Here is a 23,657-nt window from a genome sequence, read left to right on the forward strand (position 1 = left end):
CGGATAATACCAGCAAGTGACATCGCATCGTTTCCCGTATGGCCCGAATCGCCTTTATTCTTCTGACCCATAAGGATCCTGACGGGATCATCGCGCAGGCGGAACGGCTGACGCAGACGGGCGATTATGTGGCGATCCATTTCGACGCGCGCGCCAAGCCCGAACATTACCGCAAGCTGCGCAGCGCGCTCGATGCCAATCCCAATGTCACCTTCGCGAAAAAGCGCGTCAAATGCGGCTGGGGCGAATGGAGCCTCGTCGCCGCGACCCTGGAGGCGGTAAAAGCCGCGGTCGCCGATTTCCCGCGCGCCACGCATTTCTACATGCTCTCGGGCGATTGCATGCAGATCAAATCGGCCGAATACGCCCATAACTTCCTCGATGCCGAAGAAGTCGATTATATCGAAAGCTTCGACTTCTTCTCGTCGGGCTGGATCAAGACGGGGATGAAGGAAGACCGGCTGGTCTATCGCCACTGGTTCAACGAGCGCAATCAGCCCAAGCGGTTCTACCTCGCCTATAACCTGCAAAAGCAGCTTAAGCTGTCGCGCGAGGTGCCCGGCGATCTTCAGATGATGATCGGCTCGCAATGGTGGTGCCTGCGGCGGCGCACGATGGAACAGGTGCTCGATTTCATCAAGGCGCGGCCCGATGTGATGCGGTTCTTCCGCACGACATGGATCCCGGACGAAACCTTCTTCCAGACCATCGTCCATCATCTGATTCCCGAGACCGAGATCCGCACCCGGACGCTGACCTTCCTGATGTTCACCGATTACGGGATGCCCGCGAATTTCTACAACGACCATTACGATCTGCTGCTGGCGCAGGATTACCTCTTCGCGCGCAAGATCAGCCCCGAGGCGCGCGACCTGAAGCAGCGTCTGGGCGAGCTGTGGACGCGCGAGGGCGTGGACTTCGCCGTCTCGAACGAGGGCCGCGCGCTGCATCGCTTCCTCACCGGGCGCGGCCGCATTGGCCGTCGCTTCGCACCGCGCTTCTGGGAGGCGGAGGCGACTTTGGGCCGCGAGCGCACGCTGACCCTGATCCTGTGCAAGAAATGGCATGTCGCGAAACGGCTGGTGGCCGAGTTCCGCAAACGCTCCTCGATCCCCGCGCTCGATTACGTCTTCAACGAGATGGGCCCTCTGCCCGATCTCGGCGGGATCGAGACCAGCCCGGAAAAGCGTAACCGTCACCGCCGCGCGCTGATGCGGATGGTCTTCGACCACGAGAACGCTGACCGCATGGTGATCTGCGTCGATCCCGCCGAGCTCGACGTGATCGAAGATTTCACCCGCGACAAATGCCAGACCCGCATCCTCGAGATCGAGTGTCAGTTCTCCGACGACTATCTCAAGGGGCACGCGCAGCGCGTCGGCCTCGCGGGGCAGCACACGCCGCCGCAGGTGGTGGAGCAGATGCTGCCGACAATCCGCGCCGATCTGCACCACGAATCCGAGCGGCTCCGCGACGCCGAGTTCGAGAATTACGCGCTCATGCGCGAGGGCGGCGAGATCGAGGACAACGCCCGCGCGCTGGCCCATGCGCTCGACATCCCTTCCGATATGGCGCAGGAATTGGCCGAACTCGACTACATCTTCCGCGACTGAGGAGAGAGGCCATGGCCTATACTTATGACGACCAGAACATCTTCGCCAAGATCCTGCGCGGCGAGATTCCGAACGACACCGTTCTGGAGACCGAGCATACGCTTGCCTTCCGCGACATCGCCCCGAAAGCGCCCGAGCATGTGCTGGTGATTCCGAAAGGCGCCTATGTCGCGCTCGATCATTTCTGCGCCGAGGCGAGCGATGCCGAGATCGTCGATTTCCACCGCACCGTGGCCGAGGTCTGCAAGATGACCGGCGCGAGCCCGGGCGAAGGCGGCGAAGGCTATCGCGGCATCACCAATGCGGGCGAGAATGGCGTGCAGGAAGTGCCGCATTACCACCTGCACATTCTCGCAGGTCGCCCGCTCGGGCCGATGCTGCTGATGCGTTAAGTCTTGCGGCGCGCCCTTATCCCGGGCGCGCCAGACAGGCTCAGATGAGCCCGCGCTCTGCAAACAGCGCTTTCACATCGATCTCGGGCCGTGCGCCGTAATGGCCGATCACCTCGGCCGCCGCAGCGCAGCCCATCTTGCCCGCAGTCTCTAGGCTCTGCCCCGTCGCGTAGCCGTAAAGGAAGCCGGCAGCGAACTGATCGCCCGCGCCTGTCGCATCGACCGGCACCACGCGCTTGACCGGAACCGTCGCGCGTTCCTCGCCACGGATCAGGATCACGTCGTCGCCCGAGCGGGTGCAGACCACCAGCTCGCATTCCTCAGCGGCCTGCTTCAGCGCCGCGTCCAGATCGGTCTGGTAGAGCGATTCCCATTCATGCTGGTTGCCGATCACGTAATCCATCTGGTCGCGCACGAGACGGCGGAAATCGGCGCGGTGACGATCGACGCAAAACGGGTCCGACAGCGCGATCCCGGCCTTGCCGCCGCCCCGGTGACAGCCCTGCGCCGCCTTCAGGAACGCAGCCTTCCCGTGATCCTTGTCGAAGAGATAGCCTTCGAGGAACAGGATCTGCGTGTTCTCCACCACGTCGAGGCTGACATCCTCGGTCGAGACCTCCGCCGAGATCCCCAGATAGGTGTTCATCGAGCGCTCGCCGTCGGGCGTCACGAAGATCATCGAACGCGAGGTCGGCAGTTCGCCATCCTTGACCGGCGGGTTTGGGAAATCCGTGCCCTCGCCATGCAGAGCCGCCTCGTAGAAGCGCCCCAGCGTGTCGTCGCGCACCCGGCCGATAAAGGCCGTCGTGAGCCCGAGATTGCCCAGCCCCGCGATCGTGTTGCCGACCGAGCCGCCCGGCGCCTGCGTGCGCTCTTTCATGGCGCCGTACAGCGTCTCGCCGCGTTCACGTTCAATCAGCTGCATGATGCCTTTCTCGATGCCCATATGCTCGAGGAAGCTATCGTCGCATTGCGCGATCACGTCCACGACGGCATTGCCGATGCCGACGACCTGATACTGTTTCAAAGGTTTTTCTCCTCAAACTGGCACAGATCCTTGATCGGACAGGCCTGACATTTGGGTTTGCGCGCCAGGCAGATATAGCGACCGTGCAGGATCAGCCAGTGATGGGCGTGGCGCTGGTATTCGACGGGCACATTGTCTTCGATGGCGCGCTCGACCGCGTCGACGTCCTTGCCCGGACAGATGCCGCTGCGATTGCCGACCCGGAAAATATGCGTATCGACTGCCTGCGCGGGATGGCCGAACCACATGTTCAGCACGACATTCGCGGTCTTGCGCCCCACGCCGGGCAGCGATTGCAGCGCGGCACGGGACGACGGCACCTCACCGTTATACTGATCGACGAGGATCTGGCTCAGCTTGATGACGTTCTTCGCCTTCTGCCGGAACAGACCGATCGTCTTGATATGCTCGGTCACGCCCTCGAGGCCCAGCTCCAGCATTTTCTCGGGTGTGTCGGCCACGGCGAAAAGCTTCCGCGTCGCCTTGTTCACGCCCGCATCGGTCGCCTGCGCGGATAGCGCCACGGCCACCACCAGCGTATAGGCGTTGACGTGCTCGAGCTCCCCCTTGGGATGGGGCTCGGAGGCTTCGAACCGCGCGAAGACCTCTTTCATCGTGGCATAATCGAATTGCTTGGCCATGCTTTCCTAATGCCCGCCACGCGCGCGAAGGGCAAGGCCGCGCGCAAACCGCAGCTTTCGGGTCGCGCGCCTGCCGCCCGCGCCCTAGGATCGGGAAAAGCCCAAGAGGTGCGTGATGAACGACCACAGCGACATTGCCGAGAGCTACCACTATCAGGTCATCGCCCGCGCGCTGGACGAGATCGACGCGGCGCAGGCGGCGGGCGAGTTGCTGACGCTCGAGGCGATCTCCGCACGGCTCTCGATGAGCCCCGCGCATTTTCAGCGGCTGTTCTCGGCCTGGGTCGGGGTCTCTCCGAAACGCTACCAGCAATATCTGACACTCGACTTCGTGCGCGAGTTGCTGAGCCAGCGCCTGCCGCTCGACGAGGTGGCCGACCGTGCGGGGCTGTCCGGTACAGGCCGGCTGCACGATCTGGTGCTGCGCTGGGAAGCCATGACGCCCGGCGCGTTTGCCCGCGGCGGCGGCGGCGTCGCGATCCGCTGGGGACGGTTCGACAGCCCCTTCGGCCCGGTGATTGCGATGGGCACCGATCAGGGCCTGTGCGGTATGGGCTTCACCGCCGAGATGGGCGAACGCGAGACCTTTGACGACCTCGCCCGCCGCTGGCCCGACGCCCGCTTCACCGAAGACCCCGAGCCGCTGCGTCCTTGGGTCGAGGCCGCGTTCAGCCGCCACGGCGAAGCGAAGCTGACGCTGATCGGCGCGCCCTTCCAGATCAAGGTCTGGGAGGCGCTGCTCTCGATTCCTTCGGGGCAGGTCACCACCTATTCCGGCATCGCCGAGGCGATCGGCAACCCCAAGGCCGTGCGCGCCGTGGGCACTGCCGTGGGCCGCAACCCGATCTCCTTCCTGATTCCCTGCCACCGCGCCTTGCGCAAATCGGGCGGATTGGGCGGCTATCACTGGGGTCTGGGCGTCAAACGCGCGATTCTGGGCTGGGAAGGCGCCCGCGCAGAGGCCGATTGAGCGTCCCTCCGCCGCTTCTACCGCCAGATGATGCGCGGATTTCCGCGCTTCACGAAAAGGGCATGGAACCTGCGCGAATTTTACGCGTATCTTCCGGCAAGCCTCGAGACATGGGGCGACCAGAGAAGGCAGAGACAGAACATGACCACCGTTCTCAAGACCAAAACCATTCTTCTGAGCGCCGCCGCTGCAATGGCGCTCACCGCTTGTGTGCCGGGCGGCTACACCGGGGCGAACAACCCCGACCAAAGCCCGAACGCAAACCGCAATGCCGGTGCGATCACCGGCGCGCTCATCGGCGGCGCCCTCGGCGCCAAGAGCAAAGGCGACGAAAAGCTGACCAAAGCCGCAGCCGGCGCGATCGTCGGCGGCGTGATCGGCGGCGCGATCGGCTCGCAGCTCGACCGTCAGGCGCAGGAACTGCGCCGCGACCTGACCACCAACGGCGTCAGCGTCGTGCGTCAGGGCAACCAGCTGATCGTGACGATGCCGCAAGACGTGCTCTTCGCGACCGACAGCGCGGCCGTGCGCCCCGATCTGCAGCGCGATCTGTACACGCTCGCAGGCAGCCTCAACCGCTATCCGGACACCACCGTCGAAGTCGTCGGCCATACCGACAACACCGGCGATGCGGCCTACAACATGCGCCTGTCGCGTCAGCGCGCGCAGTCGGTGGCCAATGTCCTGATCAATGGCGGCGTTCCGAGCTACCGCGTGATCCCGACGGGCCGTGGCGAGGATCAACCTATCGCGAGCAACCTGACCCCCGAGGGTCGTCAGGCGAACCGCCGGGTCGAATTCATCATTCGTCCGAACAACTAAATCGCTCGTCAGAGTGGGAAAAGGGCCGGGGAAACCCGGCCTTTTTTCATTGCCGACGACCCGATCTGGTCATACATCTTTACCACATGGAGGGGTGCATGCCATTTCAGAAGATCGAATCCGAGAAGCTCGCGAATGCTGTCGTGCGCCAGATCGAACAGCTCATCCTGCAGGGCATTCTGCGCCCCGGTGAGCGCCTCCCCTCCGAGCGTGAGCTGTCCGAACGTCTTGGCGTCTCGCGTCCGAGCCTGCGCGAAGCGGTCGCGGAACTGCAGGAATCGGGTCTCCTGACCACACGCGCCGGGGCCGGGATCTATGTCGCCGAAGTGCTCGATTCCGCCTTCTCGCCTGCCCTGATCCGGCTGTTTGCGCGCAACGATCAGGCGCTGTTCGATTACATCTCGTTCCGTCGCGACATGGAGGGGCTCGCCGCCGAGCGCGCCGCGCAATGCGGCTCTGACACCGATCTCGCGGTGATCCAGACGCTGTTCTCCCAAATGGAAGCGGCCCATTCCAAGCGCAATCCCACGCAGGAGGCGCAGCTCGATGCGCAGTTCCACATGGCGATCATCGAGGCGAGCCACAACGTCATCATGATCCACATGATGCGCGCGATGTTCGACCTGCTCGCCGAGGGCGTGTTCTACAACCGCTCCATGATGTTCCGGAACCGCGGCACGCGCAGCAAGCTGCTCGACCAGCACCGCGCGATCAACGAGGCGATCCAGCGCCGCGACGCCTCTGCCGCGCGCAAGGCCATCGCGGCCCATATGGAATTTGTCGAAGTCGAGATGGCGGCGATGCGCCGGGCCGAGCGCAACGAGGCCACCGCGCGCTTACGTCTCGAACATAACCGCTGAGCCCACATCACCTCTGCCACCAAGACAAAGAAAAACCCCGGCCCATCGGACCGGGGTTTTCAATGTCACCCATTAGGGGAGATCAGTTCAGGCGCTGTTCGACTTCGTTCAGCGAGCTGTCGATCATCGCGGCACGGTCCGACGCGCTCAGCTGCTTGGCGAGCACGTCACCAGCGGCGGCCACGGCAACCGACACGGCACGGTCCTTGACCTCTTTCAGAGCCTGCGCCTCGGCCGAGGCGATCTGCTCGTCAGCGGCCTTCAGGCGGCGCTCGATCGAGACCTTTAGGTCTTCCTTGGCCTTCTCGGCAGCGGCTTCGGCGTCGCGCTTGGCGGCGGCGACGATCTGGTCGGCCTGCCCCTGCACTTCCCGCGACTTGCGCTCGTAGCTGGCGAGAACCGCTTGCGCCTCGTCACGAAGCTTGCGCGCTTCGTCGAGATCCGAGCGGATGTTCGTCGCGCGCTTGTCGAGCATCTTGCCCAGCATGCCCGGCACCTTCGCGTAGAGCACGATGCCCACGAAGATGATGAAGGCGATGGTCACGATGAAGTTCGTGTTCCAAAGCGAGAAGAACGGGCCCGTCGCTGCGAAGGCGGGCTGTGCCGCCACGAACGGAAGGAGAAGCGAGAGTTTCTTCATCGTCTTACCCTTTCAGCCGTTGTTCGACAGCCGCGTTGACAGCCGATGCGTCCGAGTTGCCACCCAGAGCCGCGACGATCTCGCCGGCGGTGTCCTTGGCGACCTGATCGACCGCTGCAAGCGCGCCGTCACGGATTTCCGCGATGCGGGCTTCCGATTCCGCGGAGCGTGCGGCGATCTCGGCATCTGCCTTGGCGATAGCCGCGTCGAGGTCCTTTTGGATCTCGGCCTTGGTTTCGCCTGCGATCTTCTGCGCCTGAGCGCGTGCTTCGGCCAGAGCCTTCTCGTAAGCTGCTTCGGCCTCTTCGGCCTTGCGCTTGAAGTCTTCGGCCGCGGCGATGTCACCCGCGATCGTGCCCTGACGATCGGCGAGAACTGCCTCGATCCGGGGCAGTGCGATGCGCGTCAGCAGCCAGTAGATCGCGACCAGAGCGACCACGAGCCAGAAGATCTGGTTCGGGTAGCTCGAGAAGTCGAGCTGCGGCATACCGGCCTTTTGCGCGGTATGTGCCGCGCCTTGGGCCGCATCAGCGGCTGCGTGCGCTGTATTTTGCGTTTCGCTTGCCATGTCGTCCCTCGACCCTGATCACAAATCCCCTTGCGGGTCACGGGATGGGCTCCGAATGAGCCCACCCGCCCTCAAGGAAAAGCGTGCTGGATCAGACGGCGAACATCAGCAGCAGCGCGACGAGGAACGAGAAGATCCCGAGCGCTTCTGCGAAGGCGATGCCGATGAAGAGGGTCGCGGTCTGGCCAGCGGCCGCCGAGGGGTTGCGCAGTGCGCCCGACAGGAAGTTGCCGGCAACGTTGCCCACACCGATAGCCGAGCCGCCCATGCCCATGCAGGCCAGACCAGCGCCGATGTAAGCACCCATTTGAACGATATTGCCTTCCATTGTCGTAACTCCTTGAGGTTGGAAGTGGCAGAAATTTGGTGAACTGGTTCGATCCGTTATCCGGTCAGTGTGCCGGGTGAAGCGCGTCGCGCAGATAGACGCAGGTCAGGATCGTGAAGACATAGGCCTGGATGAAGGCCACGAGAACTTCGAGCCCGTACATCGCGGTGATCGCGAGGATCGACAGCGGGGTGACGGCGATGCCGACGCCCGAGAACAGGATCAGCGGCGCGAAGGCGGCGAACACTTTCATAACCGCGTGGCCAGCCATCATGTTGCCTGCAAGACGAATGGAGTGGCTGACGGGGCGCACGAAGTAGGAAATGATCTCGATGATCGCGAGGATCGGGCGCAGCGCCAGCGGCGCCGAGGCCACCCAGAACAGGCTCAGGAAGCCCGCGCCGTTCTTGACGAAACCGATCACGGTCACCGCAACGAACACGGCGATCGCCAGCAGACCGGTCACAGCGATATGCGAGGTCGTGGTGAAGCCGCGCGGCAGCAGGCCGAGGAAGTTCGAGAAGACGATGAACAGGAAGACCGTGAAGATATAGGGGAAGAACTTCAGCGCGTCCTTGCCCGCGACGTCTTCGACCATCTTGTGAATGAAGCCGTAGGACAGCTCCGCGATCGACTGGGCGCGCGAGGGCACAACGGCGCGGCCGCGGGTGCCGATCACGAGCATGAAGAAGATCGCCAGAACGGCGATCGCCATCCACAGCGTCGCATTGGTCGGCGTGTACCAGTGAACCGGGCCATCGCCGAAGAGGGGCTTAACGATAAACTGATCCATCGGGTGGAAGGTCAGTTCACTGCGCATTTCCTGTTCAAGAGTTGCCACGGTCGTCTTCCTCTTCATCGGCCATGTCGGCCGCACGCTCTTCGTTCATTTCCTTGGCCGAGCGAAGCATCACCTTCACCCCGGCCGCGAGCCCGAGAAGCGTGAACAGCACCATCATCCAAGGCATCGTGCCCATAAGCACATCCAGCCCGTATCCGATGCCGAAGCCGATCCCCAGCCCCGAAACCATTTCGATCACCATACGCCAGGCCATATTCGCCTGGGACAGATGATGATCGGCACGTTGCGGAGGCGGCTCTTGCGTCTTTCTCACTGCCGCAAGCTTCTTCTCAAGCGCTGCGAGGCGCTCGGGATCGGGCTCGTCGGAGCGGTGATCAGGCATGGTTCGGCCCCCCACTCAGGTCTCAGCCGTGATAGCCGTGGCCCCCGCCTGAGTCAATTCCGTATAGGCCTCCGAAAGCACCTCGCAACCCATTGATCCGTAACGATTTTGAAAATAGGCCTCAAATTCGCGCCGCACCAAGCTCACGCAAATGCGAGCAATCGCATATTCAACCGATCGGTTGACGTTTATCGCGCGCCGCCCCATCAAGGAGCGATGCTACCGCCGCCCACCCCTTCTCTCGATGCGATCTTCGCCGCGCTCGCCGATCCGACCCGGCGGACGATCCTGACGATGCTGCTCGAAGACGACATGGCGGTGACCGACGTGGCCGAGCCCTTCGAGATGTCGCTGGCGGCCGTCTCCAAGCACCTTGCGATCCTGACCAATGCCGGGCTGATCTCTCAGGAGAAACGCGGCCGGGTGAAATGGTGCAAGCTGGAGCCGCTCGCGATGTCCGCCGCCACGACATGGATTCAAGGGTTCGGCCAGTTCGAGCCGCTGGATTTCGACGCGTTCGAGAAATTCCTCGAAGCTGAATTGGCGCAGATCGAGATCGAGCCGGAGGAAATCGGGCCGGTGGAGAATGGGCAAAGCGACGCGCCGCCCGGCAGCGCGCCGCAACACGATTAAATCGAGCCCGCCTCGACCATGTAGTTGTTCGCCGTGCACATCGCCGCATCGTCCGAGGCGAGGAACAGCACCATCCGCGCGACATATTCCGGCTGGATCAGATCGGGCAGGCATTGGTTGCGACGATGCTCCTCCAGCGCCTCGGGCGTGGCCCAGAGCGTTTTCTGCCGATCCGTCATGATCCAGCCCGGCACGACCGTGTTGACCCGGATGCGATGCCCGCCCAATTCGCGTGCCATCGTGCGGGTCAGCCCATGCACCGCCGCTTTCGCCGTCGCATAGGCCGGAAAGCCGCTACCGGCCTCCCACCACGAATTCGATCCCATATTGATAATCGACCCCGCCCCTTTCGAGATCATGTCCGGCGCAACCGTCTGGATCGCGAAGAACATGTGGCGCAGGTTGGTGTGCTGTCGCTCGTCCCAATATTCGGCATCGATCTCGCGCCAGTCGTGGCGGTCGTCGCGCGCGGCATTGTTCACTAGCACATCCGCCGGGCCGATCTTCTCGCGCAGCCGAGCCAGCGCCTCTTTCATCGCGGCGATGTCGCGCAGGTCGCACAGCTCGTAATCGACGCCGAACCGTTTCGCGATCGCCGCGCTCCCCTCGGCATCACGGTCGAGAAACCCGACCTTCGCCCCCTGCGCGGCGAAGCCTTCGACGATCAGCGCCCCGATCCCCGAGGCGCCCCCGGTCACGATCACGGATTTGCCCTTCAGGCTTGGATAGTTAGCGAATTCCGGCATCTGCTCCTCCTCTTTTCGCGGAGAGCATCGCGCCCGACGTAACGACTGTCCAGACGGCGACGACAGGGCCTACGTCACAAATCCTTCGCCCCGGCGTCAGCGGGCTGTCACAGCCCGGGGTATTATGACGCCCGAAGCCCCGAGCCGACGACCCGCCGTCCGACGCGGCACCTCGCCCTCAGGGCCTTCGTCATATCAAGTCACCTTTGGGGGTATATATGCCACGCCTTTCCCGTTCGTTCACGCTGTCCGCAGTGCTCAACGCCGCCCTCCTCTCCACCGCGCTGGTGGCTCCGGCCCATGCGCAATCCGCCTCCGACGCGGGCGTTCTGAAGGTCGCGCTCTGGGGCGACGAGTTCTACAGCAAGGACCCCGAAGAGAAGGCGAACTGGATCGACCAGACCGTCGCCTCGATGAACGATCACAACCTCGACTTCACGATCTTCGCCGGCGACACCAAGAGCGGCAGCAGCGAATGCACCGATCAGGCGATCGGGGCGGACGTGCAGGCGATCTTCAACCGCCTCGACATGCCGACGCTCTACGCCCTCGGCGACAATGAATGGGTCGACTGCCACCGCACCAACAACGGCAGCTACGACCCGGTCGAGCGGCTGTCCTACCTGCGCAAGACCTTCTTCGATGCGGCAAAGTCGCAGGGCTCGAACCCGATCGACGTCGAACGTCAGGGCGCCCCGGGCGAAGCCTACAGCGAGAACAGCCGTTTCGAGCGCAACAACGTGATGTTCGTCGCCCTCAACGTGCCGGGCAGCAACAACAACCTCGTCGCGACCGACAAGCAATGCACCAAGAAGTCCGACCGCACGCAGGCCGATTGCGATGCCGCGACTGCGGAATACGAAGCCCGCAATCCGAAGAACGTGGAATGGCTCAAGGAGTCCTTCGCGAAGGCGCGCGAGAATAACGACGCGGGCATCCTGATCGACATTCAAGCCGACATCTTCTTCCCGTTCGAGCTGAGCGACGGCGGCTACGAGGACGATTTCCTGCCGACCCTCGACGACAAGAATGGCTTCACCGATTTCTACAAGACCCTCGTCGACGAGACGCATAACTTCGACGGTCAGGTCCTGCTGGTCCACGGCGACTCGCATTACTTCAAGGTCGACAAACCGATGCTCCAGCCCGATGGCCGCAGCACCGCGAACTTCACCCGCGTCGAGGTCTTCGGCAGCAGCGACAACAGCTGGGTGGAGATGACGGTCGATCCGAAATCCGAAGGTGTGTTCTCGTTCCAACCCGTGGTGCTGAAGCAGTAAGCCGCGCCTGTCGCGGGAGTTCGTCGGTTCTCCGGCAGCTCACACCAACCTTTGAGATACGGGCGGCGGTTCATCCGTCGCCCGTGTTCCCATTAAAGCCTCAACGACGCGACCCGTTGCACCGCAACGAAAAAGGCCGCCCCCTATGGAGCGGCCCTGATCTTTCGCGGCGACGACAGCTTACTTGCGGTTGTCGTCCTCATCCTCGTCGTCATCATCCTCGGGCAGGTTGAAGAAGCTGTCCGCGTCCGAATAATCGGCGTTATCCGCGGCGTCGTCCTCTTCCTCGTTCTCCTGCTTGAGATCGGAAGAGGAGAAGTTCTCCAGACCGGCGATGCCGGAGGGCAGGCGCGGCTCGTCGGGCATGCCCAGCGACTGCTCGGTCGAGACCAGCTTGCGACGCTCGTCATCGCTCATCACGCCTTCGGCGGCGGCTTTCTTCGCGGCCTTCTGCACTTCGATATCCAGTTCCGACTGGCGGCACAGACCCAGCGCGACCGGATCGATCGGGGTCATGTTCTGGATATTCCAGTGCGTGCGCTCACGGATCGACTGGATCGTGGGCTTGGTGGTGCCGACGAGACGCGCGATCTGCGCATCGGCCAGTTCCGGGTGGAATTTCACCAGCCACAGGATCGCGTTCGGACGGTCCTGACGCTTCGACAGCGGCGTGTAGCGCGGCCCGCGACGCTTGTCCTCGCCGACGGCAGCTTTGTTGAACTTCAGCTTGAGCTTGTGCATCGGGTCTTTCTCGGCCTTGTCGATCTCTTCCTGATCGAGCTGGCTCGAGGCGACCGGATCGAAGCCCTTCACGCCGGTTGCGACGTCACCATCGGCGATGCCCTGCACTTCCAGTTCGTGCAGGCCACAGAAATCCGCGATCTGCTTGAAGCTGAGCGTCGTATTGTCCACCAGCCACACGGCGGTGGCCTTTGCCATCAGGGGCTTGTTCGTCATTGCAGCCATCCTTTACATATCTCTCCCGGGCCGAGAAATCGGCTGCGGCGCGGGAATTCCCTGCCGCGGTCCATTTCTGGAAGGGGAATTGCCGCCTCATATAGTCAATCGCGCGTCGGGAGAAAAGAGAAAATGACTCGTTTGGGCCTTCTGGCCGCAGCCCTGCTTGCGCTTTCGACCGCCGCCCTGCCCGCCCATGCCGAAGGCGAGCGCGCGGGCGATTTCGACTATTACGTCCTCTCACTCAGCTGGTCGCCCACTTGGTGCGCGCTGACCGGCGATGCGCGCAACTCTCCGCAATGCGATCCGAAGCACGATCATTCTTTCGTGCTGCACGGGCTTTGGCCGCAATACGAGCGCGGCTGGCCCAGCTTTTGCCGCACGCCGCATCGCGATCCCTCGCGCCAGCAGACCGCCGCAATGGAGGATCTGACCGGCGCGCCGGGACTGGCCTGGTACGAGTGGAAAAAACACGGGCGCTGCTCGGGCCTGTCGGCCACGGACTATTTCGCGCTGGAACGCGAAGCCTATGCGAGCATCGAAATCCCGGAGGTGTTGGCCAATCTCGATCGCGACGTCCGACTGCCCGCGAAGGTGGTCGAGCAGGCGTTTTTGGAGGCCAATCCCGGCCTCGATGCCGACGAGATCACCATCACCTGCAAATCGGGCCGCATTCAGGAGGCCCGCATCTGCCTGACCAAGGATCTCGAGCCGCGCAAATGCGGCTCCGATACGATCCGCGATTGCAGCCTGTCCGACGCACTTATGGAAAAGGTGCGCTGAGGGATCAGTCCTCGAGCGGCGGCTGGCGATCTTCCAACGTGGGCAGCTTGTGGCGCGCGGCGACGTCGTGGCTGTGGTCTTCCTCAGCCTTGCCCGCGGCGCAAATCCACGCCTTGGCCTGATCCAATTCGCTCAGGCGGAACAGCTTGACCGTGCCGGGGATCATTGGCGCGAAGGCCTGCACGCCCCAGCGGATCCAGTCGACATCGCTGACCAGCGCCACCGCGGCGAAATCGCCCAGATGCGACAGGCCCAGCTTGGTGTCGTCCCATGCCGCTTTCGCGGTGTAGCCGTCGAATGCGTCGCCGATGATATAGAGCAGCTTCACCTTTCCCTCAGCGGCGATCTTGGCCTCCACCGCCGGGATCAGGTGTTGTTCGTAAGCCTCCGCGCCGATCGTGCCCTTGGCCTCGAATGCCAGCACATCGGCCGGATACCCATCCAGAAATTCAAAGCGTCCGTCGCTCATGACCGCCTCCCCTCGTTGGTGCGCGCGCGCCATAATGATACACCCGGCGCGCGCGTGACGAAAGTTCAGCCGCCCGCAACTTCCAACACGATCTTGCCAATATGCTGGCTGGTCTCCATCCGCTCATGGGCTTTTGCGGCCTCGGCCAGCGGGAAAGTGTTGTCATGGATCACGCGCAGCTTGCCCGAATTGATCATCGGCCAGACATTGGCGCGCAACTGCCGCGCAATCTCGGCCTTGGCCGCATCCGATTGCGGGCGCAGCGTGGCCCCGGTGATCGTGAGACGCTTCACCATGACCTGCGCGAAGTTGATCTCGGCCTTGGGCCCGCCAAGGAAGGCGATGAAAACGAGGCGCGCATCATTGGCCATCGCCTTGATGTTGCGCGCGATATAGTCGCCGCCCACCATGTCTAGCACGAGGTTCGCGCCGCCTTCGGCCTTCAGAACCTCGACGAAATCGCCCGTCTTGTAGTTGATCGCCGTCGCGCCAAGCTCTTCGCAGACCGCGCATTTCTCGGGGCTGCCCGCAGTGGTGAAGACCCGCGCACCCAGCGCCGTCGCGATCTGGATCGCGGTCGTGCCGATCCCGGAAGAGCCGCCATGCACCAAGAACCGCTCGCCCGCCTGCAAGCCGCCGCGCATCACCATGGTCGACCAGACGGTGAAGCAGGTCTCGGGCAGACAGGCCGCCGATTTCAGGTCGAGCCCCGCAGGCACGGGCAGCGCATGTTCGGCCGGACAGCTCACATACTCGGCGTAACCGCCACCGGGCAGCAGCGCGCAGACCTGATCGCCCACGTCCCAATCCGTGACGCCCGGCCCGATCGCCGCGACCCGGCCCGAGCATTCCAGCCCCGGCAGGTCCGACGCGCCCGGCGGCGGGTTGTAGGCGCCTGCGCGTTGCAGCGCATCGGGGCGGTTCACCCCGGCATAGGCCACCTCGATCAGTATCTCCCCATGACCTGCGACCGGCACGGCGCGGGTGACTTCCGTCAGCACCTCCGGCGCGCCATGTTCGGAAATCTCGACGCAGCGCATCTCGGTCGGCATTTCGACAGGTTTCATCAATGCGCCTCCCGGCCCGGCATGTCGTCAGTGCCTTTCGGCGCACGGATGCCGCCGAGAAGCTTCGGCAGGAAGGGCAGCTTCATCGCAGCGCCCTTTACCTTTTCAAACTGCATCACATCCTCGATCCGACGATCGAGGAAGGCCCAGGTGTCGCCCTTGCCCTCGCTCTCATCGCCCATCCAGTAAAGCACGGTCGAGCTATAGACCCCGGAAAGCGTCATCCGCTTCGTGTACCAGTTGTAATCCTCGCTGACATCGCCGAGCGCACGCCAGATCTTGTCCGAGGTCTCCCAGATCAGCTTCGAGCCGGTCGTTGCATTCTGCGGCAGCGCGAAGATCGCCGCACCGCGGCGCACCAGCTCCGGATCGGCCTCTTCCAGACGGAAGCGCACGGCGGTCGCAATCCGGTCGCGGAACTTCATCCCCGACAGATCGGCCTCCTCCAGACGCTTGAGCATCGCGGCATCGCCCTCGCGGTGATAGGCCACCGCCAGATCGACGGCGCCACGCGGACACACGACCCGCGCCAGCCCCGGATCGAGCCCCAGATCGGAGACCGCGAGCTTGAAGGCAGGCTCGGACCAGCCGTCGAAAGGCACATGCGGCTTGATCGCCGCCAACAGCTCGGATCGCGTGCGGTCCATATCGAGATGGTCGTTTTTCATCGCGTTTCCTCTCTCAGCTTTGGCGGTAGACAAACCGCCTTTTGGTGACTATATGGAGCGCTCCTGCAAGCAACTGCAACTCTAACTTAGGAAGGTGGTGACACCACATGCAGGTCAGCGTTCGCGACAACAACGTCGAACAGGCGCTCCGTGCTCTGAAGAAAAAGCTTCAGCGCGAGGGTGTGTTCCGCGAAATGAAGCTCAAGCAGCATTTCGAGAAACCCTCGGTCAAAAAAGCGCGCGAGAAAGCCGAAGCCGTCCGCCGTGCCCGTAAACTGGCACGTAAGAAGGCTCAGCGCGAAGGCGCGCTCTAAGCGCACCGCTCCGCGTCTGAAAAGGCGCCTGAAAATGCTGGCGGGCTTGCCCGCACCGATGACCCCCGAGGCTTGGCCGCGGGGGTTTTTGGTTTCTGGAAGACACCTCCACAAGAAAGCGCAACCGACGCCGCTTTGATCTTGCCTAAAGCGCCGCGCCCCCTACCCTAGCGCCAGCACTTCGTTCTGGCGGGAACCGCTTTCACATGTCCGATATCCGGCCCGTCCTGCATCTCTTCGGCCTGATCCTCACAGTCCTCGGGACAACAATGCTGGTCCCGGCGGCAATGGACTTCAGCGATCTCAATCCGAACTGGCAGGAATTCTTCGAGGCGGCGGTCGAGACCGCGCTGATCGGGATGGTTCTCTCGCTCGCGACCCGAACCAAAAGCGCGAACGGGCTCAACACGCGTCAGGCCTATCTGCTCACGGCGGCGATCTGGCTCGGCTTGCCGATCTTCGCGGCCCTGCCCTTCATCGAGGGCGCGCCGCATGCGACATGGACCAACGCCTATTTCGAGGCCGCCTCGGGCATCACCACCACCGGCTACACGGTCTTCGAACATCTCGACACCCTGCCGCGCGGGGTCGTGCTGTGGCGCGGAATGCTGAACTGGTTCGGCGGGCTCGGGATCGCCTTCGTCGCGATGATCTTCCTACCGGTGCTGCGCATCGGCGGCATGCGCTATTTCCAGGCCGAAGGGTTCGACACGCTGGGCAAGGTCATGCCCCGCGCCCATAACATCGCGCGCTCGCTGCTTTGGGTCTATGTCTCGCTGACGCTGGCCTGCGCGATCAGCTATGCCGCCGCGGGCATGAGCTCGTTCGACGCGATCTGCTACGCGATGGCGACAATCGCGACGGGCGGCTTCGGCACGCATGACAGCTCCTTCGCGGGCTTCTCGCCGGGTGCACAATATGCCGGTGTCATCTTCATGCTGGGCTCGGCCCTGCCCTTCATCCGCTATGTCCAGCTTGGCCGCGGCGATCTGCGCCCGTTCTGGGACGACCCGCAAATCCACGCCTTCCTGCGCTGGTTCGCGCTCGCGCTCGCCGCGCTCCTGATCTGGCTCTACACCCACGCGCCCGACGGGATCGAACCCACCTTCCGCTCCGCCGCCTTCAACCTGTCCTCGATCATGACCGGCACCGGCTTCGGCACCGCCAATGTCGCGAATTGGGGAAGCTTCGCGATGGTGCTGGCCTATTGGGTCGGGCTGATCGGCGGCTGCACCGGGTCCAGTTCCGGCGCGCTGTCGGTCTTCCGCTGGCAGGCGCTCGGCGCGGTGATCCGCGCAGCCGTGCGCCGCCTGCAGATGCCGCACCGAGTCCTGCAACCGCGCCTCGGCGACAAGCTGCTGGAGGAGGACGTGCTCTCCTCCCTGATCCTCTATTTCACCGGCTATATGCTGACGCTCGGCCTGATCTCGGTCGGGATCTCGATGACCGGCGCCGATTTCGTCTCGGCGCTCTTCGCGACATGGGGGGCGCTTGGCAATATCGGCTACGGGGTCGGCCCGCTCACCGATCGCACCGGTACGATGATCGATTTCAGCGACGCCGCGACCTGGCTGCTGACGCTCGCAATGCTGCTGGGCCGGATCGGGATGCTCGCGATCCTCGTCGTGTTCCTGCCGCGCTTCTGGCGGGCCTGAGCCTCAGACCGGCATCGCCGTGGTCGAGACTACGCATTTGAGCGAGAAGCTCGACTGGATCTGCGCCACGCCCGGAATATTGGCGAGCTTCGCCCGGTGCAGCCGCGCGAAATCCTCGGCATCGGCGGCCACCACTTTCAGCAGGTAATCCGCAGCCCCCGCCATCAGGTGACATTCAAGCACTTCCGGCACCTGCTTCACGCCCTTCTCGAATGCATCGAGCACCTCGTCGGCCTGACTCGACAGCTTGATCTCGACATAGACCGTCGTGGTCCGCCCCAGCTTGCGCGGGTTCAGCAGGGCGACGTAATCGCGGATGTAGCCCTCCTCCTCCAGCCGCTGCACCCGGCGATGGCAGGCCGAAGCCGATAGGTTTACCCGCTCGCTCAGCTCGGCATTGGAGATTCGCCCCTGCCGCTGCAAAACCTCCAGCAGCCGACGATCTGTCGCGTCCAGCTTGTCGCTCATGCAATATCCTGCCGATCTTTGCGTATTTTATCGAAGATACGAGCGACCCACCCCATCCACAACCGGCAAATTGGCAAAGCACTTGCTTGTGACGGAGCGCATACTGGGCACAGGACGTTTCCATTTTTTGGAGGAGGACACGCGATGAAGATCGGTACGGTGCGCGAGATCAAGGCGCAGGAATTCCGCGTCGGGCTGACCCCGGCTGCGGCACAAGAGGCGGTGGCCCATGGCCACGAGGTGCTGGTCGAGACCGGCGCAGGTCAGGGCGCGGGCTTCAACGACAGCGATTACGAGGCGGCCGGCGCGAAAATCCTCGGCGATGCGGCGGATGTGTTCGCCCAGGCTGAGATGATCGTGAAGGTGAAAGAGCCGCAGGCCTCGGAGCGCGCGATGCTGCGCGAGGGCCAGCTTCTCTTCACCTATCTGCATCTGGCCGCCGACCCGGCGCAGACCCATGATCTGATGAAATCGGGCGCGACCTGCATCGCCTACGAGACGGTCACCGCGAAAGACGGCACCCTGCCGCTGCTCGCGCCGATGTCCGAAGTGGCCGGTCGCCTCGCGCCGCAGATGGGCGCCTGGACCCTGCAGAAAGCCAATGGCGGGCGCGGTGTGCTGATGGGCGGCGTGCCGGGCGTGTCGCCCGCGAAGGTCGTCGTGATCGGCGGCGGCGTCGTGGGCACCAACGCCGCGCGCGTAGCTGCCGGGATGGGCGCGGATGTGACCGTGCTCGACAAGTCGCTGCCGCGTCTGCGCTATCTCGATGACACGTTCGGCGGCACCTTCCGCACCGCCTATGCCTCGAAAGCCGAGACCGAGGCGCTGGTCGCGGCCTCCGATCTGGTGATCGGCGCGGTGCTGATCCCCGGGGCTGCTGCTCCGAAACTGGTCACCCGCGAGATGCTGAAGACGATGAAGCCCGGCGCGGCGATCGTCGACGTCGCTATCGATCAGGGCGGCTGCGTCGAGACCTCGCACCCCACAACCCATGACGACCCGATCTACGAGGTCGAGGGCGTGATGCATTACTGCGTGGCCAACATGCCCGGCGCGGTCGCACGCACCGCGACCCTCGCCCTGTCGAACGCGACGCAGCCGTTCCTGCTCGCGCTGGCCGACAAGGGATGGGAGCGCGCCTGCGCCGAGGATCCGCATCTGGCCGCGGGCCTCAACGTCCATGCGGGCAAGGTGACCTACAAGGCTGTGGCCGAAGCGCTCGACCTGCCGCTCGATGCGCCGGACGCGGTGAAGCACGCAGCCGAATAAGGGCCGCCCCGCCCCACGAACGAAACGGCCCGGAGCTTTGCCCGGGCCGTTCTCATATCTGTCTGCGACGTCCGCCCGCGAGGCCCCGCGCCGTCACTTCCGAAGCGCGTCGCGGATCTCGAGGAGCACGTCGAGCTGGCTCGGCCCGGTTTCCACCGCGGGCGCGACATCGTCGGGCTTCTCCGCCGCGGCCTTCACGCGGTTGACCATTTTCACCAGCATGAAGACGACGAAGGCGATGATGAGGAAGTTGATCACTGCCATCACGAAGGCCCCATAGGCGAAGATCGACGCCCCCGATTTGCGCGCCTCGTCAAGGCTTGCCCCTGCGGGAACCTCGCCGGAGAGCACGGCATAATTATTGGTGAAGTCGACCCCGCCCGTGAACAGGCCGATGATCGGGTTGATGATGTCGCCGACCAGCGACGTGACGATCGCGGTGAAGGCCGCGCCGATGATGATGCCAACCGCCATGTCCATGACATTGCCCTTGGCGATGAAATCCTTGAATTCCTGAATCATTTCAGACCCTCTTTCCGATGCGCCTTTTGCGCCGCAACAGGCTAGCACGATCTTCGGGTCTGCATAGCTTCCAACGCGGGGCATAGCGGGCCGTATCAAGACGGGATCGCGGCTCAGCAAAGTCTCCGTCGCGCATCCTCGACAAGGCGGCGGGCGACCTGAGCCGCCGTGGTCCCCGTATCACCTCCGCGGCGAGGCGAGAGAGGCGATGCGACCGGCAAGGCCGCGAAGCCGTCGCTGAGACGTGCGCGGGCCTCCTGCCGGGCGATATCGGCGATGGCTTCCGCATCGAAACGCAGCGCCTGCTGGATTTGCTCTGCCGCGTCCTCGCACGGCCCTGCCCCGACGCGGCTACACGCCCAGGCACAGCCGAAATGATCGGGCATCTGAGAAATGTTGCGCAGGCGGCGTTGTGCGGCGCGGATGCGATCGCAGGCCGCGTCGCGCTGATCGGCGCGCAGGGAAAGCTCCAGCGGCAATGTCTCTGCCAGAGTCACCCGCTCTTCCTGCAGCCCTTCGGCCGCCGCACGCAGGGCCGCTGCCGTGTCCGGCTCGGCCGTTTCCGCATCCTCAAAGCAACCCGAAATCATCTCGTCCAGAAACGCGACCCGGTGACGCGCGATCAGGTCGGCCGCCTCGGCAAAAGCGAGATCGGAGACCGCCTGCCGCAACTCTTCCAACGCGCGGTCGACGGCGCAATCGCCCGGCCCGTGCAGCGCAGTCAACGCACGCTGTTCAAGCGCGATCGACGTAGCTCCGTATTCCTGTCCAACCATGGCGGCATCCCTTTCTGGTAACCGCATCAGGCTGGCACAACGGAATGAACGAAAGGTGAACCTTCGTCCGCCTTTCGCCGCCACATCTAAATTTCAGAGATATCTCAGTCGCTTGACCGAAGCGCTTTCGTGAGGGCCGGGAACATTTCGGCATTCGACGCGATCACCGAGCCCGATTCGAGAACGCCGCGCCCTTCGCGCACGGCTTCCACGAAACCGCCCGCTTCCTTCACGAGGAGCATGCCCGCAGCCACGTCCCACGCGTTCAGCCCGCGCTCCCAATAGCCCTCGTAGCGGCCCGCCGCGACATAGGCCAGATCGAGCGAGGCCGCACCCCAGCGCCGGACGCCCGCGCATTGCGGCATCAGCTTGGCAAGGTCCTTCAGCGTCGCCGGAAGCGTCGATTTGCCGCCGAAGGGCACGCCGGTCGCGAAGACCGATTCGATCATCTTGTGACGGCCCGATACGCGCAGACGGGTGTCGTTCATGAAAGCGCCGAGGCCCTTCTCGGCGAAATACATCTCGTCTTTCGCCGCGTCGAAGACCACGGCTGCGATGATTTCGCCCTTATGCTCCAGCGCGATCGAGATCGCCCAATGCGGCAGGCCGTGCAGGAAGTTCGTGGTGCCGTCGAGCGGGTCGACGATCCAGCGGCGGGTCGGGTCGTCGCCCGCCTCTTCGCCGGTTTCTTCGCCGATCCAGCCATAGGAGGGGCGCGCGCCGCGCAGCTCGTCCTTGATGATCTTCTCGGATTCGCGGTCGGCCTTCGAGACGAAATCGCCCGGGCCCTTCGAGGAGACCTGAAGGTTCTCGACCTCGCGGAAATCCTTGACCAGCGAGCGGCCTGCCTTGCGGGCGGCCTTGATCATCAGGTTGAGGTTTGCGCTGCCTTGCATCTCTGGGCTCCTTCGCGTTTCAAGCGGTCGCCTTACAGGGGTTGCGTGGAAAATCCAAGACCTTTGGCGCGTCAGGCAAACTGAGGAGGGGCTCTGCCCCGCTCGCTGCCAGCCCTCCGCTTGCGCTCCGGGCGTTCGGTGGAGCGTCCTTCCACTGGAAGGCCGGCATTTTCCGCCTCACCCCCTGGGATATTTCGGTCGAGAAGAAGGGTCAGGCGCGTTGCAGCTTCACCGGTTCGGTGCGCGCAAGCCGCAGGAAATGCGCCATGAAGGGCTGGGTGGCATCTTCGGAGCGCGTCGCGGCATAGAGCCGCTTGGTCAGCCCGTGTTCGGTCACCGGCTTGGTGATGTAATCGGGCTGGTATTTCACTTCGCGAAGCACCCAGTCGGGCAGCACCGCAACACCGCGATTCGAGGCGACCAGCATCAGGATCACCGCCGTCAGCTCCACCTGCCGCACGGCTTTCGGCTCGACCCGGGCGGGCGTCAGAAGCTGCGTGAAGATATCCGAGCGGCCCCGGTCGATCGGATAGGTGATCAGCGTCTGATCCGCGAAATCCTGCGCCTCGATATAGGGCTTCGCGGCCAGCGGAGAATTCGCGGCGGCGATGAAGGTCGGCGCATAGTCGAAAAGCGGATTGAAGGTGACGCCGTCGATCTTCTCAGGGTCCGAGGAGATCACCAGATCGACCTCTTCGCGGCTCAGCGCGGGCAAGGCGTTGAAGGCCAGACCGGGCCGAATATCCACGTCGATATCGGGCCAGGCGTGGCGGAAGCGCTCCAATACCGGGAACAGCCAGTCGAAACAGGCGTGGCACTCGATCGCGATATGCAGGCGCCCCGCGCGACCCGATCGCAACGCGTCGAACTCGGCCTCTGTCGCGGCGATCTCGGGCAGGATGCGTTCGGCCAGCCGCAGCAGCTTCTGCCCCGCCGCCGACAGCTTCAGCGGTTTCGAGCGGCGCACGAACAGCTCCACCCCGGTCTGGTCCTCCAGCCCTTTGATTTGGTGCGACAGCGCCGATTGTGTTATGTGCAGCACGTCCGCTGCCTTCGCGAGCCCCCCGGCATCGTGAATCGCCTTGATTGTGCGCAGGTGACGGAACTCGAGATGCATCTTGTTGTTACACTCATAACGATTTTGAAGATTATGAGTTTGTCTCACAAAGCCCGATCTGGCACAAGAGAGCGAACGAAAGGACAGATTCCCATGACGACGCCCAAGGTCAGCTTCGAATTTTTCCCGCCGAAGACGCTCGATGCGTCGTTCCGGCTGTGGGAAACCGCGCAGGTTCTGGCACCGCTGAAACCCGAGTTCACCTCCGTGACCTACGGGGCGGGTGGCACGACGCGCAAGCTGACCCATGAGGCGGTCGGCACGATCCACAAGAATTACGGCCTCAATGTCGCCGCCCACCTGACCTGCGTGGAAGCGACCAAGGCCGAGACGATGGAGATCGTGGACGCCTATGCCGAGGTTGGCGTCACCGAGATCGTGGCGCTGCGGGGCGATCCGCCGCAGGGCGCCAAGCATTTCACGCCGCATCCCGAGGGCTTCGCCTCTTCGGTCGAGCTGATCGAGGCGCTGGCCGAGGATGGCCGCTTCACGATCCGCGCGGGCGCCTATCCCGAGCCGCATCCCGACGCCGCCGACAATATGGCCGACGTGCGCTGGCTCAAGCGCAAGGTCGAGGCGGGCGCGACCTCGGCGATCACCCAGTTCTTCTTCGAGCCCGAGACCTTCTTCCGCTTCCGCGACGCCTGCGAGCGCGAAGGGATCGACGCGAAGATCATCCCCGGCATCCTGCCGATCCAGTCGTGGAACGGCGCCAAGAAATTCGCGCAAAGCTGCGGCACCTCCATCCCCGCATGGGTCGAGGAAGCCTTCGAGGCCGCGATCCGCGACGGGCGCGAGCATCTTCTGGCGACCGCGCTGTGCACCGAGCTGTGCGACAAGCTGATCGAGGGCGGCGTGGAAGACCTGCATTTCTACACGCTCAACCGCCCCGGCCTGACCCGCGACGTCTGCCACGCGCTGGGTGTGACGCCCGACACGGTGCTGGAGAAAGTGGCCTGAAAGGGCACCCAAATGGATTGAACGGAGGGGCC

29 protein-coding genes are annotated in these 23,657 nt (G+C 63.8%); 12 read left to right on the top strand and 17 right to left on the bottom strand.

All coding sequences use genetic code 11. The features are described 5' to 3' along the window. Positions 1-38 precede the first annotated feature (38 nt). Positions 39-1,613 (top strand): DUF5928 domain-containing protein, encoded by a 1,575-nt coding sequence (locus tag AKL02_RS17335; RefSeq protein ID WP_083078336.1) that lies wholly within the window; start codon positions 39-41, stop codon positions 1,611-1,613. An 11-nt stretch (positions 1,614-1,624) separates the two neighbouring features. Continuing rightward, positions 1,625-2,005 carry an HIT domain-containing protein gene (locus tag AKL02_RS17340; protein WP_075773907.1) on the top strand — a complete coding sequence of 127 codons (381 nt, stop codon included), beginning with the start codon at positions 1,625-1,627 and terminating at the stop codon, positions 2,003-2,005. Between the two features lie 40 nt (positions 2,006-2,045). Here AKL02_RS17340 and AKL02_RS17345 read toward each other — a convergent pair whose 3' ends face one another. Together AKL02_RS17345 and nth are read right to left on the bottom strand one after the other, a co-directional pair. Then, positions 2,046-3,032 carry an adenosine kinase gene (locus AKL02_RS17345; protein ID WP_083078335.1) on the bottom strand — a complete coding sequence of 329 codons (987 nt, stop codon included), beginning with the start codon at positions 3,030-3,032 and terminating at the stop codon, positions 2,046-2,048. Next, positions 3,029-3,673: an endonuclease III gene (nth, locus tag AKL02_RS17350; RefSeq protein ID WP_083078334.1), complete on the bottom strand. Its 645-nt coding sequence runs from the start codon at positions 3,671-3,673 to the stop codon at positions 3,029-3,031. The genes AKL02_RS17345 and nth overlap by 4 nt, the downstream gene beginning before the upstream one ends. A 115-nt stretch (positions 3,674-3,788) precedes the next feature. On the opposite strand from nth, the gene AKL02_RS17355 reads away from it, so the two are divergent. The 3 genes from AKL02_RS17355 (at position 3,789) to AKL02_RS17365 (ending at position 6,325) form a co-directional block, all read left to right on the top strand. Next, a complete protein-coding gene (locus tag AKL02_RS17355) occupies positions 3,789-4,643 on the top strand; it encodes a bifunctional helix-turn-helix domain-containing protein/methylated-DNA--[protein]-cysteine S-methyltransferase (protein ID WP_083078333.1) in 855 nt (284 codons plus the stop codon). Positions 4,644-4,784: 141 nt separating this feature from the next. Continuing rightward, positions 4,785-5,465 (top strand): YiaD family glycine zipper/OmpA-like lipoprotein, encoded by a 681-nt coding sequence (locus AKL02_RS17360; protein WP_075773903.1) that lies wholly within the window; start codon positions 4,785-4,787, stop codon positions 5,463-5,465. Between the two features lie 98 nt (positions 5,466-5,563). Continuing rightward, on the top strand, positions 5,564-6,325 hold the full coding sequence (locus tag AKL02_RS17365; protein WP_078522464.1) for a FadR/GntR family transcriptional regulator: 762 nt from the start codon (positions 5,564-5,566) through the stop codon (positions 6,323-6,325). Between the two features lie 82 nt (positions 6,326-6,407). Here AKL02_RS17365 and AKL02_RS17370 read toward each other — a convergent pair whose 3' ends face one another. From AKL02_RS17370 to AKL02_RS17390, 5 genes are all read right to left on the bottom strand, one after another. Next, positions 6,408-6,965, bottom strand: a complete 558-nt coding sequence (locus AKL02_RS17370) for a F0F1 ATP synthase subunit B (protein WP_083078332.1) — start codon at positions 6,963-6,965, stop codon at positions 6,408-6,410. A 4-nt stretch (positions 6,966-6,969) separates the two neighbouring features. Beyond that, positions 6,970-7,533: a F0F1 ATP synthase subunit B' gene (locus tag AKL02_RS17375; protein WP_078522462.1), complete on the bottom strand. Its 564-nt coding sequence runs from the start codon at positions 7,531-7,533 to the stop codon at positions 6,970-6,972. 91 nt (positions 7,534-7,624) lie between these two features. Continuing rightward, positions 7,625-7,861, bottom strand: coding sequence for a F0F1 ATP synthase subunit C (locus AKL02_RS17380; RefSeq protein WP_038144344.1), 237 nt, complete (start codon positions 7,859-7,861; stop codon positions 7,625-7,627). A gap of 64 nt (positions 7,862-7,925) precedes the next feature. After that, positions 7,926-8,681, bottom strand: a complete 756-nt coding sequence (locus AKL02_RS17385; protein ID WP_093476999.1) for a F0F1 ATP synthase subunit A — start codon at positions 8,679-8,681, stop codon at positions 7,926-7,928. A 7-nt stretch (positions 8,682-8,688) separates the two neighbouring features. After that, on the bottom strand, positions 8,689-9,045 hold the full coding sequence (locus AKL02_RS17390; RefSeq protein WP_078522460.1) for an AtpZ/AtpI family protein: 357 nt from the start codon (positions 9,043-9,045) through the stop codon (positions 8,689-8,691). Between the two features lie 216 nt (positions 9,046-9,261). On the opposite strand from AKL02_RS17390, the gene AKL02_RS17395 reads away from it, so the two are divergent. Next, on the top strand, positions 9,262-9,678 hold the full coding sequence (locus AKL02_RS17395; RefSeq protein ID WP_078522459.1) for an ArsR/SmtB family transcription factor: 417 nt from the start codon (positions 9,262-9,264) through the stop codon (positions 9,676-9,678). Here AKL02_RS17395 and AKL02_RS17400 read toward each other — a convergent pair. Beyond that, positions 9,675-10,424, bottom strand: coding sequence for an SDR family NAD(P)-dependent oxidoreductase (locus AKL02_RS17400; protein ID WP_083078331.1), 750 nt, complete (start codon positions 10,422-10,424; stop codon positions 9,675-9,677). The two genes, AKL02_RS17395 and AKL02_RS17400, sit on opposite strands and share 4 nt — an antisense overlap. Before the next feature lie 218 nt (positions 10,425-10,642). Between AKL02_RS17400 and AKL02_RS17405 the strand changes: the two genes are divergently transcribed. Next, positions 10,643-11,704 (top strand): hypothetical protein, encoded by a 1,062-nt coding sequence (locus AKL02_RS17405; RefSeq protein ID WP_083078330.1) that lies wholly within the window; start codon positions 10,643-10,645, stop codon positions 11,702-11,704. Between the two features lie 180 nt (positions 11,705-11,884). Here AKL02_RS17405 and AKL02_RS17410 read toward each other — a convergent pair whose 3' ends face one another. After that, complete coding sequence (locus AKL02_RS17410; protein ID WP_078542268.1) at positions 11,885-12,661, bottom strand: DUF1013 domain-containing protein; 777 nt, start codon at positions 12,659-12,661, stop codon at positions 11,885-11,887. 132 nt (positions 12,662-12,793) lie between these two features. Here AKL02_RS17410 and AKL02_RS17415 point away from each other — a divergent pair, with 132 nt between their 5' ends. Beyond that, entirely contained in the window at positions 12,794-13,444 is a 651-nt protein-coding gene (locus AKL02_RS17415) for a ribonuclease T2 family protein (protein ID WP_083078329.1), read from the top strand. Between the two features lie 4 nt (positions 13,445-13,448). Here the strand turns inward: AKL02_RS17415 and AKL02_RS17420 are convergent, their stop codons facing one another. The 3 genes from AKL02_RS17420 to AKL02_RS17430 form a co-directional block, all read right to left on the bottom strand. Then, positions 13,449-13,913, bottom strand: coding sequence for a SpoIIAA family protein (locus tag AKL02_RS17420; protein ID WP_083078328.1), 465 nt, complete (start codon positions 13,911-13,913; stop codon positions 13,449-13,451). A 65-nt stretch (positions 13,914-13,978) separates the two neighbouring features. After that, on the bottom strand, positions 13,979-14,965 hold the full coding sequence (locus AKL02_RS17425; RefSeq protein ID WP_083078577.1) for an NAD(P)H-quinone oxidoreductase: 987 nt from the start codon (positions 14,963-14,965) through the stop codon (positions 13,979-13,981). A gap of 14 nt (positions 14,966-14,979) precedes the next feature. Further along, complete coding sequence (locus tag AKL02_RS17430) at positions 14,980-15,648, bottom strand: COQ9 family protein (protein WP_078569777.1); 669 nt, start codon at positions 15,646-15,648, stop codon at positions 14,980-14,982. A gap of 107 nt (positions 15,649-15,755) precedes the next feature. Between AKL02_RS17430 and rpsU the strand changes: the two genes are divergently transcribed. Together rpsU and AKL02_RS17440 are read left to right on the top strand one after the other, a co-directional pair. Continuing rightward, positions 15,756-15,962 (top strand): 30S ribosomal protein S21, encoded by a 207-nt coding sequence (rpsU, locus tag AKL02_RS17435; RefSeq protein ID WP_011748553.1) that lies wholly within the window; start codon positions 15,756-15,758, stop codon positions 15,960-15,962. A 206-nt stretch (positions 15,963-16,168) separates the two neighbouring features. After that, positions 16,169-17,617 carry a TrkH family potassium uptake protein gene (locus tag AKL02_RS17440; RefSeq protein ID WP_083078327.1) on the top strand — a complete coding sequence of 483 codons (1,449 nt, stop codon included), beginning with the start codon at positions 16,169-16,171 and terminating at the stop codon, positions 17,615-17,617. A gap of 3 nt (positions 17,618-17,620) precedes the next feature. On the opposite strand, the gene AKL02_RS17445 is transcribed toward AKL02_RS17440, so the two are convergent. Further along, positions 17,621-18,085, bottom strand: a complete 465-nt coding sequence (locus AKL02_RS17445) for an Lrp/AsnC family transcriptional regulator (RefSeq protein ID WP_078522451.1) — start codon at positions 18,083-18,085, stop codon at positions 17,621-17,623. Positions 18,086-18,229: 144 nt separating this feature from the next. Between AKL02_RS17445 and ald the strand changes: the two genes are divergently transcribed. Further along, positions 18,230-19,354 (top strand): alanine dehydrogenase, encoded by a 1,125-nt coding sequence (gene ald / locus AKL02_RS17450; protein ID WP_078542274.1) that lies wholly within the window; start codon positions 18,230-18,232, stop codon positions 19,352-19,354. 93 nt (positions 19,355-19,447) lie between these two features. On the opposite strand, the gene mscL is transcribed toward ald, so the two are convergent. The 4 genes from mscL to AKL02_RS17470 form a co-directional block, all read right to left on the bottom strand. Next, on the bottom strand, positions 19,448-19,876 hold the full coding sequence (gene mscL, locus AKL02_RS17455) for a large conductance mechanosensitive channel protein MscL (protein WP_078542275.1): 429 nt from the start codon (positions 19,874-19,876) through the stop codon (positions 19,448-19,450). Between the two features lie 113 nt (positions 19,877-19,989). Continuing rightward, on the bottom strand, positions 19,990-20,652 hold the full coding sequence (locus tag AKL02_RS17460) for a hypothetical protein (RefSeq protein ID WP_083078326.1): 663 nt from the start codon (positions 20,650-20,652) through the stop codon (positions 19,990-19,992). Positions 20,653-20,756: 104 nt separating this feature from the next. Further along, complete coding sequence (locus AKL02_RS17465) at positions 20,757-21,548, bottom strand: inositol monophosphatase family protein (RefSeq protein WP_083078325.1); 792 nt, start codon at positions 21,546-21,548, stop codon at positions 20,757-20,759. A 211-nt stretch (positions 21,549-21,759) separates the two neighbouring features. Next, complete coding sequence (locus AKL02_RS17470; RefSeq protein ID WP_075773886.1) at positions 21,760-22,665, bottom strand: LysR family transcriptional regulator; 906 nt, start codon at positions 22,663-22,665, stop codon at positions 21,760-21,762. A 93-nt stretch (positions 22,666-22,758) separates the two neighbouring features. Between AKL02_RS17470 and metF the strand changes: the two genes are divergently transcribed. Further along, positions 22,759-23,625: a methylenetetrahydrofolate reductase [NAD(P)H] gene (metF, locus tag AKL02_RS17475; RefSeq protein WP_083078324.1), complete on the top strand. Its 867-nt coding sequence runs from the start codon at positions 22,759-22,761 to the stop codon at positions 23,623-23,625. Positions 23,626-23,657: the final 32 nt, after the last annotated feature.

This window comes from Thioclava electrotropha, from assembly GCF_002085925.2.
In the GTDB taxonomy this organism is placed as follows: domain Bacteria; phylum Pseudomonadota; class Alphaproteobacteria; order Rhodobacterales; family Rhodobacteraceae; genus Thioclava; species Thioclava electrotropha.